The 14,848-nt window shown below is 49.7% G+C and carries 12 protein-coding genes and 1 riboswitch; of the genes, 2 read left to right on the top strand and 10 right to left on the bottom strand.

All coding sequences use genetic code 11. The annotated features are described in order from the left end of the window. Positions 1-228: 228 nt before the first annotated feature. The 6 genes from ACKFKH_RS19370 to ACKFKH_RS19345 form a co-directional block, all read right to left on the bottom strand. Positions 229-597 (bottom strand): hypothetical protein, encoded by a 369-nt coding sequence (locus ACKFKH_RS19370; RefSeq protein WP_446859976.1) that lies wholly within the window; start codon positions 595-597, stop codon positions 229-231. Positions 598-1,234: 637 nt separating this feature from the next. Then, a complete protein-coding gene (locus tag ACKFKH_RS19365) occupies positions 1,235-1,930 on the bottom strand; it encodes a hypothetical protein (RefSeq protein WP_446859975.1) in 696 nt (231 codons plus the stop codon). 176 nt (positions 1,931-2,106) lie between these two features. Continuing rightward, positions 2,107-2,670, bottom strand: coding sequence for a fasciclin domain-containing protein (locus ACKFKH_RS19360; RefSeq protein ID WP_446859974.1), 564 nt, complete (start codon positions 2,668-2,670; stop codon positions 2,107-2,109). A gap of 182 nt (positions 2,671-2,852) precedes the next feature. Next, on the bottom strand, positions 2,853-3,590 hold the full coding sequence (locus tag ACKFKH_RS19355; protein ID WP_446859973.1) for a hypothetical protein: 738 nt from the start codon (positions 3,588-3,590) through the stop codon (positions 2,853-2,855). Between the two features lie 191 nt (positions 3,591-3,781). Beyond that, positions 3,782-4,633, bottom strand: coding sequence for an anti-sigma factor domain-containing protein (locus ACKFKH_RS19350; protein WP_446859972.1), 852 nt, complete (start codon positions 4,631-4,633; stop codon positions 3,782-3,784). A gap of 25 nt (positions 4,634-4,658) precedes the next feature. Further along, on the bottom strand, positions 4,659-5,234 hold the full coding sequence (locus tag ACKFKH_RS19345) for a sigma-70 family RNA polymerase sigma factor (protein WP_446859971.1): 576 nt from the start codon (positions 5,232-5,234) through the stop codon (positions 4,659-4,661). 426 nt (positions 5,235-5,660) lie between these two features. Between ACKFKH_RS19345 and ACKFKH_RS19340 the strand changes: the two genes are divergently transcribed. Next, positions 5,661-8,864 carry an MFS transporter gene (locus ACKFKH_RS19340; protein ID WP_446859970.1) on the top strand — a complete coding sequence of 1,068 codons (3,204 nt, stop codon included), beginning with the start codon at positions 5,661-5,663 and terminating at the stop codon, positions 8,862-8,864. A gap of 810 nt (positions 8,865-9,674) precedes the next feature. On the opposite strand, the gene ACKFKH_RS19335 is transcribed toward ACKFKH_RS19340, so the two are convergent. From ACKFKH_RS19335 to cbiE, 4 genes are all read right to left on the bottom strand, one after another. Next, positions 9,675-10,301: a class I SAM-dependent methyltransferase gene (locus ACKFKH_RS19335; protein WP_446859969.1), complete on the bottom strand. Its 627-nt coding sequence runs from the start codon at positions 10,299-10,301 to the stop codon at positions 9,675-9,677. A 104-nt stretch (positions 10,302-10,405) separates the two neighbouring features. Beyond that, complete coding sequence (locus tag ACKFKH_RS19330; RefSeq protein WP_446859968.1) at positions 10,406-10,783, bottom strand: hypothetical protein; 378 nt, start codon at positions 10,781-10,783, stop codon at positions 10,406-10,408. 63 nt (positions 10,784-10,846) lie between these two features. Beyond that, positions 10,847-11,896, bottom strand: a complete 1,050-nt coding sequence (cbiD, locus tag ACKFKH_RS19325; protein WP_446859967.1) for a cobalt-precorrin-5B (C(1))-methyltransferase CbiD — start codon at positions 11,894-11,896, stop codon at positions 10,847-10,849. An 80-nt stretch (positions 11,897-11,976) separates the two neighbouring features. Further along, positions 11,977-13,191 carry a precorrin-6y C5,15-methyltransferase (decarboxylating) subunit CbiE gene (gene cbiE, locus ACKFKH_RS19320; protein ID WP_446859966.1) on the bottom strand — a complete coding sequence of 405 codons (1,215 nt, stop codon included), beginning with the start codon at positions 13,189-13,191 and terminating at the stop codon, positions 11,977-11,979. Between the two features lie 61 nt (positions 13,192-13,252). Further along, positions 13,253-13,343: riboswitch (adenosylcobalamin-variant (AdoCbl-variant) riboswitch) on the top strand. 56 nt (positions 13,344-13,399) lie between these two features. On the opposite strand from cbiE, the gene cobG reads away from it, so the two are divergent. After that, positions 13,400-14,824: a precorrin-3B synthase gene (cobG, locus tag ACKFKH_RS19315; protein WP_446859965.1), complete on the top strand. Its 1,425-nt coding sequence runs from the start codon at positions 13,400-13,402 to the stop codon at positions 14,822-14,824. Positions 14,825-14,848 lie beyond the last annotated feature (24 nt).

Below are 14,848 nucleotides of genomic sequence, written 5' to 3'. Positions count from 1 at the left end.
GACCGATTTCCCCTCTAACTTTTCACCTTTGACACAAAACTATTGACATACCCGCAGCTAGTACTTGAGCACCCTCACCCAGATCTCTCGTCCGTCCGCTCCGGTCTGTTGTTAGGTCGTGCTTTCGCAACAAGATCAATATTATTGATGCTCGACACCGAGTCGGTGACCACTACCACACTTTCCGTTTCAACCCTAAACCTTCATCAGATGAGGATGTAGAGCCGTCTAACCATCTGACTTGTCTGTGTCACAAGCTTCAATCTGACGCTTGATCACTAAGTTTGCTCGATAGACCTTCTGCTGCTCAGGCGTGAAGATGGACATCATTTGAGCTTCAAAGTCACTCTGCATCTTCTCTTTGTCCGCGATTTGTTCTGGAGTAAATCTTAGTCTTGATGCCTGGGAAAATGTTGCGTACTGACCATACTTCTCGGTTAGCACTCTCAGTTGCTCCTTGGGCGGTAAGTTCCTGCGGCGCAGGGCAGTCTGGGCATCGATGATTTCTCGTCCGATCTTATCGCGGGCAGCGGTGATTTCTGGTTCGTCCTTATCGCTGACTCCCTTCACCGCAAAATCAACAGGTGAATCAGGCATAGGTTCTGTTTGCACATTTTTCACGAACTCTATAGCCTCTTTTTTCCCTTTGGCTTGAATTTTGCGATAGGTTTCCTCTTGCTTGGGAGTGAACTTGATGCCTTGGAACTCAACGAAGAAGTCTTTAGGCTGAACGCAACTGACAGGATCTTTGGGTTGAGTTCGGTTTTAAGCTTGAGCTTGAACAGACTGTTGCACTATTGAGCCAACGACAACTGAGAGCATCGTCATCAAACTGAGGGTGCGAAGCGGTTTAGACAAAGAAGTGAGTTTCATGGCAGTAAAAATCTCCAAACAGTTAAGTGAGTTGAGAGAGAACATTGCTGGATGCAAACGTCTTGATTTGAACTAGCTCATTGGTGCAAGAACAACGCTGAGGTTGGGTTGTTCGCCTCGCTACCAAGCTGGAATTTGGTAACGCTAATCAGGAAGCTTGTGCTTCCGGTATTCTTTGGGAAACACGAGCTTCCACAAGAGAAAACAGCAGATTTCCGCAACCTTCCTTGCTAGAATTAGCTCTAGATTGGGCTAGTCTTTCCGCTAGTCAAAGCTCGATTTTTTAGCTTGGGTTAGTTGCTGAGAACTAGAGAAAACAGGGGTTAAATTGCCGTAGGTGCAACGAGATTAGCCTGCCAGTTTAGCGGTTCGCCGTCGATCGCCGCCGATCAATTGCCGCATAAACCTTACCCTGAGCCTCAATTACCTTCAAGTAACCAGGCTCCTGGTTAAACGTTTGGCTGATTTCTCGATTTTTGGCATCTAAAAGGTCTACTTCTTTTAGCTCGCTGGCATTTAAGGGGCGATTGTCGTATTTCTGAATCTCCTTGTCAACTTGCTGCATCTCGGCAAGACCCTGCTTTACTCGATCGGAAAAGGGCAGTCGCGCTTCGAGCTGAAGATTGGCGTTTCTCACGGCTGCACCATAAGCCTCATCAGCAATCTGATTAGCCTGCTCATCACTCCCTCGATTGGCTTGCCATCGCTTAGTTTCTGCTTCGATAAAATTCTGGGTTTGTAGAGTGGCATCGAGTAGCTGATCCGATACGCCGTCTCGATCGACATCAATATCGAGATTGATTATGTTGCTCTGATTGGTCGGGTTGCGCTCAAAGCCAAGGCCGCAAAGTTTGTCGAGGTTAGTCGTGGCTTTGCCCGGAAGCTGAATAAAGCAGACTGATTGATCTTGCATTGCCTGAGTTTGCATAGATCGGGGAGCCGCTTGAACAGTGGGAGCGATCGTCAAAATCAGGGTCAAAATCGATAAAGTATTCAATAACCGAGTCGAACCAGTCAAACATAAATGACGCATAAAAGTGAAAGACGTGAGTTTCATAGCAGCAAAAATTCTGCAAAAGGTTAGGTGAGCTGAGGAAGGGCGTTGTTTGATAGAAGTGTCTTGGTTTGCACTTATTAGGGGGAGCAATCGAATTGATTTTTTCCATACAATCCGATCGACTGAGAAAGCTGTAATGCAACTCAGCCCCGTCATCGGACTCCCCCAAGCAAAAACTATAGACCAGGCGGTAGAAGCACACGATCGATGACATGAATCACGCCATTCTTCGCATCAACATCGGCTTTCACAACATTGGCATTATTGACGCTGACACTTCCATTCTTCACCTGGACTGCAACAGGGCTACCTTCCACCGTTGCCACTCGACCTGAGCGCAAATTCTTCGCCATCAGATCGCCCGAAACGACGTGGTAAGTCAACACCTTACGGAGCAAATCGCGATTTTCTGGCTGAAGTAGCTTCTCCAGGGTTCCCTTTGGCAAAGCGGCAAAGGCCTCATTGGTGGGTGCAAAGACGGTGAACGGCCCCTTGCCAGAGAGCGTTTCAGCGAGTCCCGCCGCTTGCACTGCCGTCACGAGTGTTGAAAAAGAAGGATTACCCGCTGCAATCTCAACGATCGTCCCCGCTCGATTGGGTTGTGTCGCTACGGGAGTCGTTGCCGTTTTCTTGCCCGCCTTAGAACAAGCATTGGCTTCTGCTGCTGTGCCGACCATAACAGAGAGCAAAACCATCACGCCAAGAGTACGAACGGCTTTGGATAAAGAAGTGAGTTTCATCGCAGTAAAAATCTCCAAAAGGTTAAGTAAGTTGAGAGTAGACATTGTTGAGTGGAAGCGTCTTAATTTGAACTAGCTCGTTGGTGCAAGAACAACGCCGAGGTTTGGTTCTTGATGAGCATACGAAGCGAGATTGCGATCGGACCAATCTTTCTTGAAAGTGGTGAATCTAGATCAAGGCACTACTGAAAGAGAGTTGTGCCAGTCTTGTCTTCACGCAGCCTCTTATCAAGGTCTGGTCGCGTGCCTGTATCGATGCTTCTGGATGCCTGCCCAGGTTTGAAAAGAGCGCTAGGTGAACAATACCCATCTGCGATGGGTGCGGCTGTGGCTATGTCTCGCTGTGCTTGCTGCTCCTGCGGGGTCAGCACAGATTTAATATAAGCCAGAAATTCATACGTATCCTTGTCTGCTTCTTTCACTTGTTCTGGTGAAAGGATCAATGTGATGTTCTGGCCAAATGTGGCATATTGACCATATTTTCGATTCAGTTCAGCAACTCGCTTGCGATTGTTCTGAGAAGGAGCAACGTTTACCGCTTGGTTGATCGCCTTTTTGATTTTGAGAGGTATTGCGACTGTTTTACCATTCACTTTGTTGACGACATATCCCATAGGCGAGTCGAGAGGTGCAGAAAAAGTTGTAACTTCTGCCATCATGCGGTTCAGCCTTTTTAGTCGATCGGGGTTTTTCAGGTATTTCTGAACCGCCGCCTCTTGCTCTTCTGTTGCAGTTTGGTACATATAGCCAGGATCGTCAAAATAAGCGGCTGTACAAACTGACCCGGTTGATGGATTCGCTTGAGCCTGGGCTGGTTTCACCAGATTGACACTTGTGATCGCGGAGAGGATGGTGATCAAGCCGATCGTACGAATCGATTTAGACAAAAGCGTGAATTGCATAGCCGTAGAGATTTCCAAAAGGACTATTGGGTGAGGAGCGGACATTAGCTTGACGGCAGATGCAAGAATAAGGCTTAAACTTGGTTCCTGATCAGTCTACGAAGTGAGATTGCGATCGGATGACTCTTTTTTTCGAGCATGACAAATTCAGCTCTAGAAACTAAATTCCAAAGCCGTAAAACCTGAATTATGGAAAGGTTTAATGCTGCTTAAGTAGAGCTTCGCATCACTAATGGGCCGGCCGAGGTAATTGGATCAGTCGGAGCATCCAACGTGATCAGCAGTTTGAAAGGATTCTTCGTGCAGGCTGCATTTGGGGCTGCCCACTGCGCCGTACCGCTGTCATCTTGGCGAAACTGTCCGCAGTACATCGGAGCGGCTGAAGGCTTGGCAACCGCCCAAAGCCGATAGATCTGATTGTTTGGTAACTTGGGTAGGTCTTGAGCGACGAGCGTAACACTAACATCGCCCGGTGTCGCCAACAGTCGAGCCGTTGCAGGAGGGCTGTTTTTGGGGTTTGGCGTTGCGCTGACCAAAGAATACACCTGAGTATTCGGTTCACTGAGACGCGCGATCGTCGATCGGTTGGCTTGAAGTTCATTCCGAAGACGGTTTAGCTCAGTATTTGTGGCTTCAAGCTGTTGCTGAAGGGCGATCGTCTGCTGAGACTGCCGATCAAGCTGAAGTTGGTTCAAACCGAGCGCTGTGACTGCGACGGCTGCAATACTAGTGCTGATTGCGGGTATCCACCGTTTCCAACTGCGGCGACGAGGTGAGGCGATGGACACCACGTTGGAACGGGAAGATTCTGGACTTGTGCCCACGATCGATTGACTTGCGGCGCTGATAATTTTGTCTTTGAGGCTGGCAGAGGGTTCTGCGATCGACCTACCGTAGGGAAGCAAAGAAAACGCCTCTCCAAATGATGCGATCTCCTCACAGAGTTCTGGCGCTTCGGCTAATGCCTGATTTAGGCGAGCAACTTCTTCAGGACTCAAATCGTCAAGAATATAGCCTGCCACTAAATCAGTCTGGTTGGAGTCATCGGTAGGGCGAGTCATGGCAATCAGAGTGGGATATGAACGATTAAACGAGGTGGTCGAGTGCAGCGCGAAGTTTTTTGAGTGCCTGACGAGCGCGCGATTTGACAGTGCCGAGCGGAATGCCGTCTCGCTTTGCAATCTCTGACTGGCTTAGTCCTTGATAATAAGCTGCTTCTAGCAGTTCTCTGTCGGCGGGTGAGAGCTGTTTGAGCGCTTCATGTACCAGGTTAGACCGTTCTTGCACTGTAACAAACTCTAGAGGCGGATTATAGTCTAATACGCACTCTGAGAAGGTTTGGATTCGCTGAAGTTTTTGTTGGATAGATTTGCGCGATCGCACTCGATCCAGAGATCTCGATCGAGCCAGCATGATCAGAAAGCCACTGAGCGACCCTCTAGTTGGCTGATAGATTTCGCTGCACTGCCAGAGGCGAAGAAACGTTTCTTGAGTCACTTCTTCGGCTTCTTCGACGTTATTGAGGATCTGAACTGCCGTGCTGTAGACAAGTTTGCCATAGCGATCGTACAGGAAATCCAGGGCTTTGACCTGCTGTGCTTGAATTGCCAAAAAAAGCGCTAAGTCTGTTGATTGCTCATTGATGACAGGCATCGAATCCATAGATCTGAGTCAACTTAAATGGGAAAAAACGGAGAAGCAACACCACAGTCTAGCGGGTGAGAGCGTGAAAACGGCGAAATGGTTCGGGCTACGCTGCCATTCTGATTGCAGACTTGCTTGGCGATGAACTTGTCTATCCCGTCTGATTAATGCATGAGGTCTAGCAGACTTTTCAGCCGTTCTTTGAAGCTCAAAAAACCCTTAGAAAATATTTGAGTTAGCCTCCTTCTTATGACGTAGTGCCTGAGTCTAAAATCTTGAAATTCAAGCCAAATCATCCTTTCGACGGTTATTGCTTCAGACTTGCGAAGGATGTTGTCTACCTATCGGCTCGACGATTCTATCTCTAAGCGTTGTTCAAAATACAGAGTCCTGCTGGCGCGATCGTTCTGATTGCGTGGGTTTGGCAATGACGAGGAAATTTCTATGTTTCAACTTTCAAAAATTACTTGGGAACTCAGTCATGCATGGCTGATACAGGTTCCCGTCGATCCAACAGTGACTTCTCCTGGGCAGACAGTCTTGGGGTCAGAGCCAAGATTTATTGTCGCCATCATTGCAGGAGTCTTACTAGCATTCGCATTCCAAATCTTATTAACGAATCTCTCAGTTGCAGCAGGTATTACCTATCTGGGTCGATCGTCTGATGATGACGACCATCACGATCATGAGTCAGGAAGTGCTGGTGGCACGATTCGTAAAATTGGATTTGCAGTCGGTATCTGGACGTTGATCACGGTGACGATCGCGCTCTTTGTCGCGTGTCTTTTAGCTGTCAAACTCAGTCTGGTGCCGAGTGCTGGCTTGGGTGCGATTCTCGGTGTTGTCATTTGGGGCGCTTACTTTACGCTGCTGGTGTGGGTGAGTTCTTCGACGGTGGGATCGCTGATCGGCTCGGTTGTCAACACGGCGACCTCTGGCTTTCAGTCGATCGTCGGAACGGCCACGGCAGCGATCGGAGCCAAAGCGGTTAATAATCAAGTCGTTTCTACCGCAGAAGCGGCGGCGGCAGCGATTCGGCGAGAGTTGGGATCGGGTCTTGACCCCATGAGTTTGCGCGAATCGGTCGAAGAATATCTAGAAAAACTGCGTCCGCCTCAGTTGGATATGAGCAACATTCGCGGACAGTTTGAGAAGCTGGTCAACGATCCAGAATTGCAGTCGATCGTCGGCGGTGGGTCGTCTACAGAAGTGTTGGATCGGCTGCGGCACATCGATCGCAATACCTTTGTGAATCTGGTGAGCAGCCGCACGGATCTGTCTAAAAAAGATGCGAAAGGCTTGATCGATCAGTTGGAATCGGTTTGGCATCAGACGCTCGATCGCTATCAACAGCGCAAAGATCCGACGGCTGAATTGATGGAGTATCTGAAGACCGTCCAGCCGGGTGCTGTGAATTCAGATGAGTTAAACCGCAGACTCGATCAACTGACCGAGGAAGTTCGTCGTCAAGGACAAATGCTGCAATCGACCCAGGGCGCTCAAATGAATGCCATGTCGAACGCAATGTCTACGATTGGTCAGATGGGCCAACAGCCGCAAAAGGAACAGGGATTAGTCGATCGCGCGATGCAGTTTGGCTTCTCGACGCTGATGGGCACGGTCATGGGACGCACCGACCTATCTGATCTGGATGTCGAAAAGATTTTGGGACAGCTTAGAACTGCTAAGGATAAGGTTGCTGGGGGTGCCAAACAGATCGCAGGGCAAGTGGCAGACAAAGCCCCTGGGTTCAATCCGATTCAGGCAGATGTCGAAAACTATTTGCTCAACACCTACTCCTGGCATCTCAATCGCGCCACTTTAGAAACTGAGTTTCGCGACGTTCTCTTTGACCCGGAAGCCGACCCTGGAGCCGTGCGCCGTCAATTAGAGCAACTCAACCGCAGTGACTTTGTGAACCTGCTGACTCAACGGGGCGATCTGTCTCCTGCACGAGTTGCCGAAATTGCGGATCAGCTAGAAACGATTCGAGCTACCACACTCAGTTCTGTTCACGCTGCTGAAGGTCAAGAACAGTCTCAAGATGTGCGGAGCCGAGTCGAGAACTATTTGCGCTCCACCCACAAGAGCGAGCTAAACCCCGAAGGCATTCAGCGCGATTTGTCTCTGCTGTTGGATGACCCCGAAGCGGGATACGATGCGCTCAAAGGTCGGCTGAGTCAATTTGATCGAGACACCCTGGTGCAAATTTTGGCCCAACGTCCCGATATGACCCAAGAGGAAGCCGATCGGGTGGTCAGTCAGTTTGAGAATACGCGAGACAAAGTTCTTGGAAGCGCTCAAGCGGCTCAAGATCGCGTCAAATCTGAAGCAGAAGCTCTACGGGTGCGGGTCGAATCTTACCTCCGCAACACCCACAAATCAGAACTCAGCCCTGATGGGATCAAGCGCGATTTTCGTCTGCTGTTGGATGATCCGCAAGCGGGCACGTCTGCACTGCGAGGTCGGTTGAGTCAGTTCGATCGGGACACGTTGGTTCAACTGTTGGCCCAGCGCCCAGATATGACCCCCGAAGAAGCCGATCGCATTGTCAGCCAATTAGAAGATGTCCGCAACACGGTGCTTCATGCACCTCAGATCGCTGCTGGTAAAGCCAAAGAGCAAGTTGATCAGGTGACCACTGCGATCGCGGATTATCTGCGTCGTACCAATGTGCAAGCCCTTGATCCCGATGGCATTCAGCGCGACCTCACGACTCTCTTGCATGATCCCAAAGCGGGAAGCTACGCCCTCAGATCCAGATTGTCTCATCTCGATCGCGATGCTTTGGTCAAACTTCTTAGCCAGAGACAGGATCTTTCTGAGGAGCAGGTTAACCAAACGATCGACCAAGTGCAAGCCTCGATTCGCAAAATTGCTCGATCGCCGCGGAGATTGGCTTCTCGCACTCAGCAACGAGTTCAGGACTTCCAATCCACGATCGAAGGCTACCTAATCAACACTGACAAAGAAGAACTTAACCCCGAAGGCATCAAGCGCGACCTGCAACTGTTGCTGAGAGATCCGCGCGCTGGATTGGGAAGTCTGGGCGATCGCCTTTCTCATGTAGACCGCAGTACGATCGTCGCGCTGTTGGCTCAACGTCAGGATATGACCGAAGAAGAAGCCAATCGCGTGGTCGATCAAGTGCTTTCGGTGCGAGAACAGTTTGTTGCCCAGGTGCAGCAGATTCAAGATCGGATTCAGTCTGTGATCGACGGCATCTTTGCCAAAATTCGCGATTATCTGAATTCGCTCGATCGCCCCGAACTCAACTACGAAGGCATTCGTACCGATGTGCGGACTTTGTTTAATGATCCCCAGGCGGGCTTTGATGCGTTGAGAGATCGGCTTTCTCACTTCGATCGAGACACTTTAGTTGCCGTCCTCAGTTCTCGTGAAGACATCTCTGAAGCACAAGCCAACAAAGTGATTGATCAAATCGAAGGCGCACGCAGCAACGTTCTCAGACGAGCGGAGCGCATTCAAGAAGAAGCCCAACGCCGTCTAGAAGCGGTCAAGCGCCAAGCGAAAAAGCAAGCGGAAGAAACCCGAAAAGCGGCTGAAACGGCTGCCTGGTGGCTCTTTGGAACTGCGATCGTGTCCGTTGCCGCCTCAGCCATCGCAGGCGCACTAGCAGTCCGCTAAATTTGGCTCACGGTTAACCTCACAACAAGGCCTCCTCTCATAGGGGGCTTTTTTTGGGCCTAAATTCGATCCAATCTTTCGCCGTGTTGATCATCCGGGCGGCTCCCTAAATTTCACACCAGCGACACCCAATCAACGGTTACTTGCTACAGATCCTCGCCCCCCAATCACTCCATTCTGGGGACTTTGACTAAGTTTGACTGATCAATTGGTTGCAGCTTATTTTCAACTTGGTATAAGGAACTTTGCAACAGAAACCTTGACCGGGGTGACAGGGAGGTTGGAGGCGTTGCCCGGCTTTCCCCCTTGGCTAGAATGAGTCAACCCTACCCCACAAGTCTACCGTGTACACACAAGTCGTTGTCGCTTCGTTTCAGGCGGCTTCAGCCCCCTAAATCCCCCAGTCTGGGGGACTTTGACAAAGGAAAGATTTCCAAAGTTCAAAGCCAGGACGACGGCTCAAAGTCCCCCATTTTTGGGGGATTTAGGGGGCGAAAGATCTCAGCAATGACAGATCGATCGACGTGTGTGCACACGGCAGACCCCACAAGTGGGGGATTTAGGTTGCTCTCCAAGATCTGTAGCCCTCAGAGATCAATTTGGTGTAAGGGCTAAGGATCGTGGATTAAATAACTCCGAAACTTCACCCTCACCCTAGCCCTGTCCCCAAGGAGCGGGAACCAGACTCTAGCCCCCTTATGCAGAAGGGTTGGCGAGGGCTTCGCCCCACTTCGTGAGGAGGGCGATCCGAGACTCTACAATTGTCGAAGTTATTTAATTCTCATTCCTAACTTTCTTTGCATTTGAGCATTAGCAATGTGCTTGCAGTTCCATGTCAGCAAGTAATCCAGGTTTTTGCCAGATCAGTGAGTAGCGCCAGAACAGATGCCTTTGGAGACGGAAACCAGGAACAACAGCGCTTGCAATTGTATTGATCTGCTTAAGGGACAACTGAGCAGAGCAAGTTGGTGCAACAGGTGTCAGCATCGCTGTTGATGTTTGATGCCATCTCAAATACGCGAGGTTGAGTGGAACTGAAATAGCGCTATAAGCATAATCTGCTAGGGTCACCTCTTGATAAAGCCCAAGAATCAGCAGTTTTCCAGAAGGGCGTAGCACAAACTTCATCTTCTTCAAAGCTGCCTCTATGTCCATGTGGTGTAATGCAGCGATCGACACGATCACGTCGTAAGCTGCTTCTGGTAAGTCAAATTTAAGAAAATCAGCTTGTCGGTAAGTAATATTAGAAGCAGGATAATGATTTGATGCTTCTGTTAGGATAGCGTTATCACTATCAAGTGCATCTACAACCTCCGATCGCTCCGCAAGTTTCCGAGTAAAAGAACCCAGCCCACAACCTACATCTAGCGCACGGTAGACCTTCGTGGGAATTTGGCGCAGTAGATAGCGATGGTAATGAGCATTATGGTTCCACATTGCTTGTTAAAATGAGTCAAGGCCCAACTTTTGATTGAAGTGACTCGATCGTTCTGATTCAGGTTCCTTAATTTTGCCAGTTTTGAGCGACCATTCACCCAACTTTAGACAACTTTCTGATTGAGCAGATACATCACAAACCCTTGATGAATTAGATTAAAGAGTGTGATCCAAATCGGGAAACAAGCGATCGTACTCAAAAGACGAATCATACGATGCCAACGTTTTTTGAGGGCGTAATCCTGAAAATGCTGCCAAATCATGATCATCAGATTGAGCGCGATCAGCATTGCTAAAGTAGTCGCTCCTTGAAACCACTGCTTCTCAGTCACCAAGTGGAGTCGGTTAGCCAAGGTGCCGTTAAGGACAAGCGTAGGATTTCTGAGCGGCGACATTTGATAAATAAAGAGCGCGATCGGCACCGTCAACCCTATCAGACACCCCAAACAGATTGCAGGATAATATCGCCATTGAGAAGTCATTTGCCCAGATCCTCCACGCTTTTGCTTGGAATGACTCGATCTCTCTAACTCAGGTTCCTGATTTCACCAGTCTTGACCGACAATTTGCCCTTGACGATCGAAGAGAACCGTCTGAACGTTCATCGTCGCATTGGCGTATTTTTTCACGTATGATTCCGATTTTTGACTGACCTTTCTCGCCAGCGTTGTAAAAACTGTGTCTGAAAGCTTCAATTCCATGAGTTTTTTTTGAGCAGCATCGGCCGTTTTGCATTCAAGAACCGCTTGAGCAGCAGCCAGATCACCCCCTACCGAAATTACCGCAGCACTGAGAATTTCAAGTTTTGCGTCGGCTAGATGACTGGATGTATTGAAGATGCCGCCTGCAAGTTTGATCAGCTTACCGTGATAGCCCAATAGTAGAACCGAAGTTGCTTTATGAAGTCCGGCTTCGACTAACAAAGCACCGATCCAGTTACCCGTTTGTACGATCGCTCCCGCATCCAACCCCAAGCGATCGGCTACCTGTAAACCATTACTGCCAATACAAAAAATTAAATCGGAGTGAGATTGCACTTTCTCTCGAAGCGAAACGCGAAATTCTTCTAAATGATCGGCGGCTGAGAATGGTTTTGAGATACCGCTCGTTCCGAGTAGAGATAAACCTTCGAGAATGCCAAATGCTTCATTTGAAGTACGCTGCGCGAGTTGACGACCTTCGGGGAGAATGATGGAAATTGTCAGGGTACGATCGCCCGGAATCAGAGCCAACAGATTCGCATCAAACAACCGTCGCGCATAGCTGTAGATTGCGGGATCTCCTGCGGCCGTTTTGCCCAATCCCTCGCCCGCCTGTAGGATGAGTGGAGGTTGATTGCCCCGTTCTGATAACCTCACCCAGGCCCAAATTGGCGTGTCGCGAGTCAAATCTAAATTGTCGCCCGGATCACTGAGGGTAATCGCGATCGCGCTGACTTCATCCAGTTTGGCGACTTGAGAAATTGGAATTTCAGCCAGGTCGGGCAATAGATCGAGAGAGACGATCGAGGGTGGGTCTGAATTCAATAACTGTAGAAAGGCCGCTTTGGCGGCAGCGACAGCGAAAACGGGAAGGGTGTAACCTGTGCGGGGCATGGGAGATGAGGAGTGAGGAGTGAGGGGTGAGGAGGGAGGAGACGTTGGACTTTAGTCTCTGGTCTTCTGTCTCTGTCTCATCACGGCTTGCGAGCGACCCATTGGGTGATGGGAGAGAGGGATTTCCAGCCGAGGAAACGACCGATCGGGGCGGCTCGTTGAATGGAGATGCGGGTGAATTCGCCGCCGACGCGATCGTGCCATTCAAAAAGCTTTTGTTCGCCTTTGAGGGTGACGACGTTGGCGACGAGACGACCGCCCGATCGCAGGGCTGACCAGCAGGTTTCGATCAGTCCTTCTGTGGTTGCGCCACCGCCGATAAAGATGGCATCGGGTTGAGGAAGGTCGGTGAGAATTTTGGGTGCGGTGCCTTCTAAAATCTGTAAATTTGGCGTTCCTAATGCGTTGGCGTTGTCAGCAATGTAGTGTGTACGGGAGCGTTCGATCGCAATGGCCCGACAGCGGGGGTGACTTCTCATCCATTCGATGGCGATCGAGCCACAGCCAGCCCCAACATCCCATAAAAGCTGGCCAGGTAAGGGGGCGAGGGCTGAAAGGGTGATCGCCCGAACTTCTCGCTTGGTCAATTGTCCGTCGTGGTGGTAAGCGTTATCCGGTAGTCCAGGAATTCGCGCGCGCGGAACGGCTTTAGAATCAGCGACACATTGAATGGCGATCGCGCTCAAGTCGTCTAATTCGGTCTGATTCCAGTCGGAAGCGATGCTTTGAAGGATGCGTTCTCTCGCGCCGCCCAAACGCTCTAAAACGGTGAGAGAACTGTTTCCAAAGCCTTTTTCGGTGAGTAGACGGGCGACGATCGCGGGCGTTTGTTTGCCTTCGCTCAAGACTAGCAGCTTTGCACCGGGATAGAGATACGCATTCAGCAACGCAAGCGGACGACTGCACAGACTCAGCGTTTCAACTTCAGTCAGCGACCATCCCAGACGAGAACAGGCCAGGCTAAAAGTCGATGGAGCAGGAACGATCGTCATTTCTGCCAGAGGAATTTTGCGCGTCAGCATCACCCCAATGCCGTAGCACATCGGATCGCCACTCGCCAAAACACAGATCGCCTGTCCCCGTCGCTGCATGATTTCTTCTACAGAATGATGAATTGGAGTCGCCCAAACAATTTTCTCGCGCCGATCGTCTGGAATCATCGCCAAATGACGATCGCCCCCTACCAAAATTTCTGCATGATCGACGAGAGAACGAGCGATCGCAGACAATCCAGCCAGCCCGTCTTCGCCAATTCCCACCACAGACAGCCACTTTTTCTCCAAGTCCAAACTCATCGCCTTCAATCCGACAAAACGTTAAGGATGCAGGATTCTCGATCCGTTCTCATGCTAAGTTACTGAAGCTTAGGGTTGGGAAAGTTCGGTGAGATTCCGATACTGTGCCGCAACTGTAATGGGCAAGCCCAAGTCAGAATGCCAACTCTAGGAATGTCATCAGGCATGTTGTTTGAGATTCTCTGCGTCGCACGGAGAAGGAGTTTCAGTGATATCGTCCCAATTTACTGCCTGTCCAGGGTTATTTTATGCCACATCGGCCGCAGATGGCGTTTTGTCACGCTTGCGGATTCCAGGCGGCGTTCTCAATGTTGAGCAGTGTGAAGCGATCGCCAATCTCGCAGATCAGTTTGGTGGCGGCTTTGTGGATGTGACCAATCGAGCGAATGTGCAAATCCGTGAGAGCAAGATTTCGCCAGAGGCATTGACGCAGTTACAAACCCTTGGGCTGGCTTCTCCGATTGCCGAAGTGGATGCCCTTCGCAACATTATGAGCAGTCCGACTGCGGGCAGCGATCGACAGGCAACGATCGACGTGCGTCCTTTAGTTTCTGAATGGAATCAAACCATGATTGCTCATCCAGAATTTGCCATTTTATCGGCTAAATTTAGCGTTTGTTTTGACGGTGGTGAAGCGGTTTCGGTGCGCGATCGACCCAACGATATTGCCTTTTCTGCGGTTAAAAATCAGTTTCATCTCGCCCTTAGTTTGGGAGACCGGGGAACCTCACCGCTAGATGTGGGTGTAGCAATTCAACCTGATCAGGTTCTGCCAACTTTACTGGCGCTGACTGAAGTCTATTGCGATCTAACCCCTCTAATTAATCGCCGTAAGCCTCGATTGAGAGACGTTCTACATGAGTTTGGGGTTGAATCTTACCTACAAAAAGTAGAACAGCGCTTGCCGTTTAAGTTTCAGGATTGTGAGGCGAAATTAAAGAAATCTTCCCCTTCCTATCAGCATTTAGGAATTCACGCTCAACGTCAACCAGGACTATTTTATGTCGGACTTGTGCTGCCTCTGGGACGATTAGAAGCAGTTCAATTAAAAGGATTAGCTAACCTATCGAAGCAATTTGGATCAGGTGAACTGCGCTTAACGCCCTGGCAAAATGTGCTGATTCCAGGAATCCGAGAGCAATCGCTTCCCCAACTCCACCGAGGGATAAAAGCGTTGGGACTAGACTGGTCAGAAAGAAGTTTTTGGGGTGCGATCGTCGCCTGTTCGGGTAAGGCTGGCTGCGTGTCTTCGGCGACAGAAACTAAGCAAGATGCGATCGCGTTAGTCGAAGATTTGCAAGGAAAAGTTACACTCGATCGACCGATTAATCTACACTTTAGCGGTTGCGAAAAATCCTGTGCCCAACATACTGAAAGTGACATTACGTTACTAGGAATAGAAACCGACGATAACGCTGCCGTCTATGATATTTACATTCGAGACAACGCTGAAGATCATACAAAATTCGGTCAAATCCTTTACTCAAACATTCCACCTGAACATCTTTCCCCGCTCATTGAGAACATGTTAAAAACCTACCAATTAAAACGCGAAAATTCAGATTCCTTTCGAGAATTCACTCAGCGCTACACCCTTCCGCAGCTTCAACACTTCTTTAACCAACCTCTTTAACCAACTTCCCTCCTCCCTCCTCCT

Source organism: Phormidesmis sp. 146-20 (genome assembly GCF_052939475.1).
This window is presented reverse-complemented; position numbering and strand designations above follow the sequence as displayed.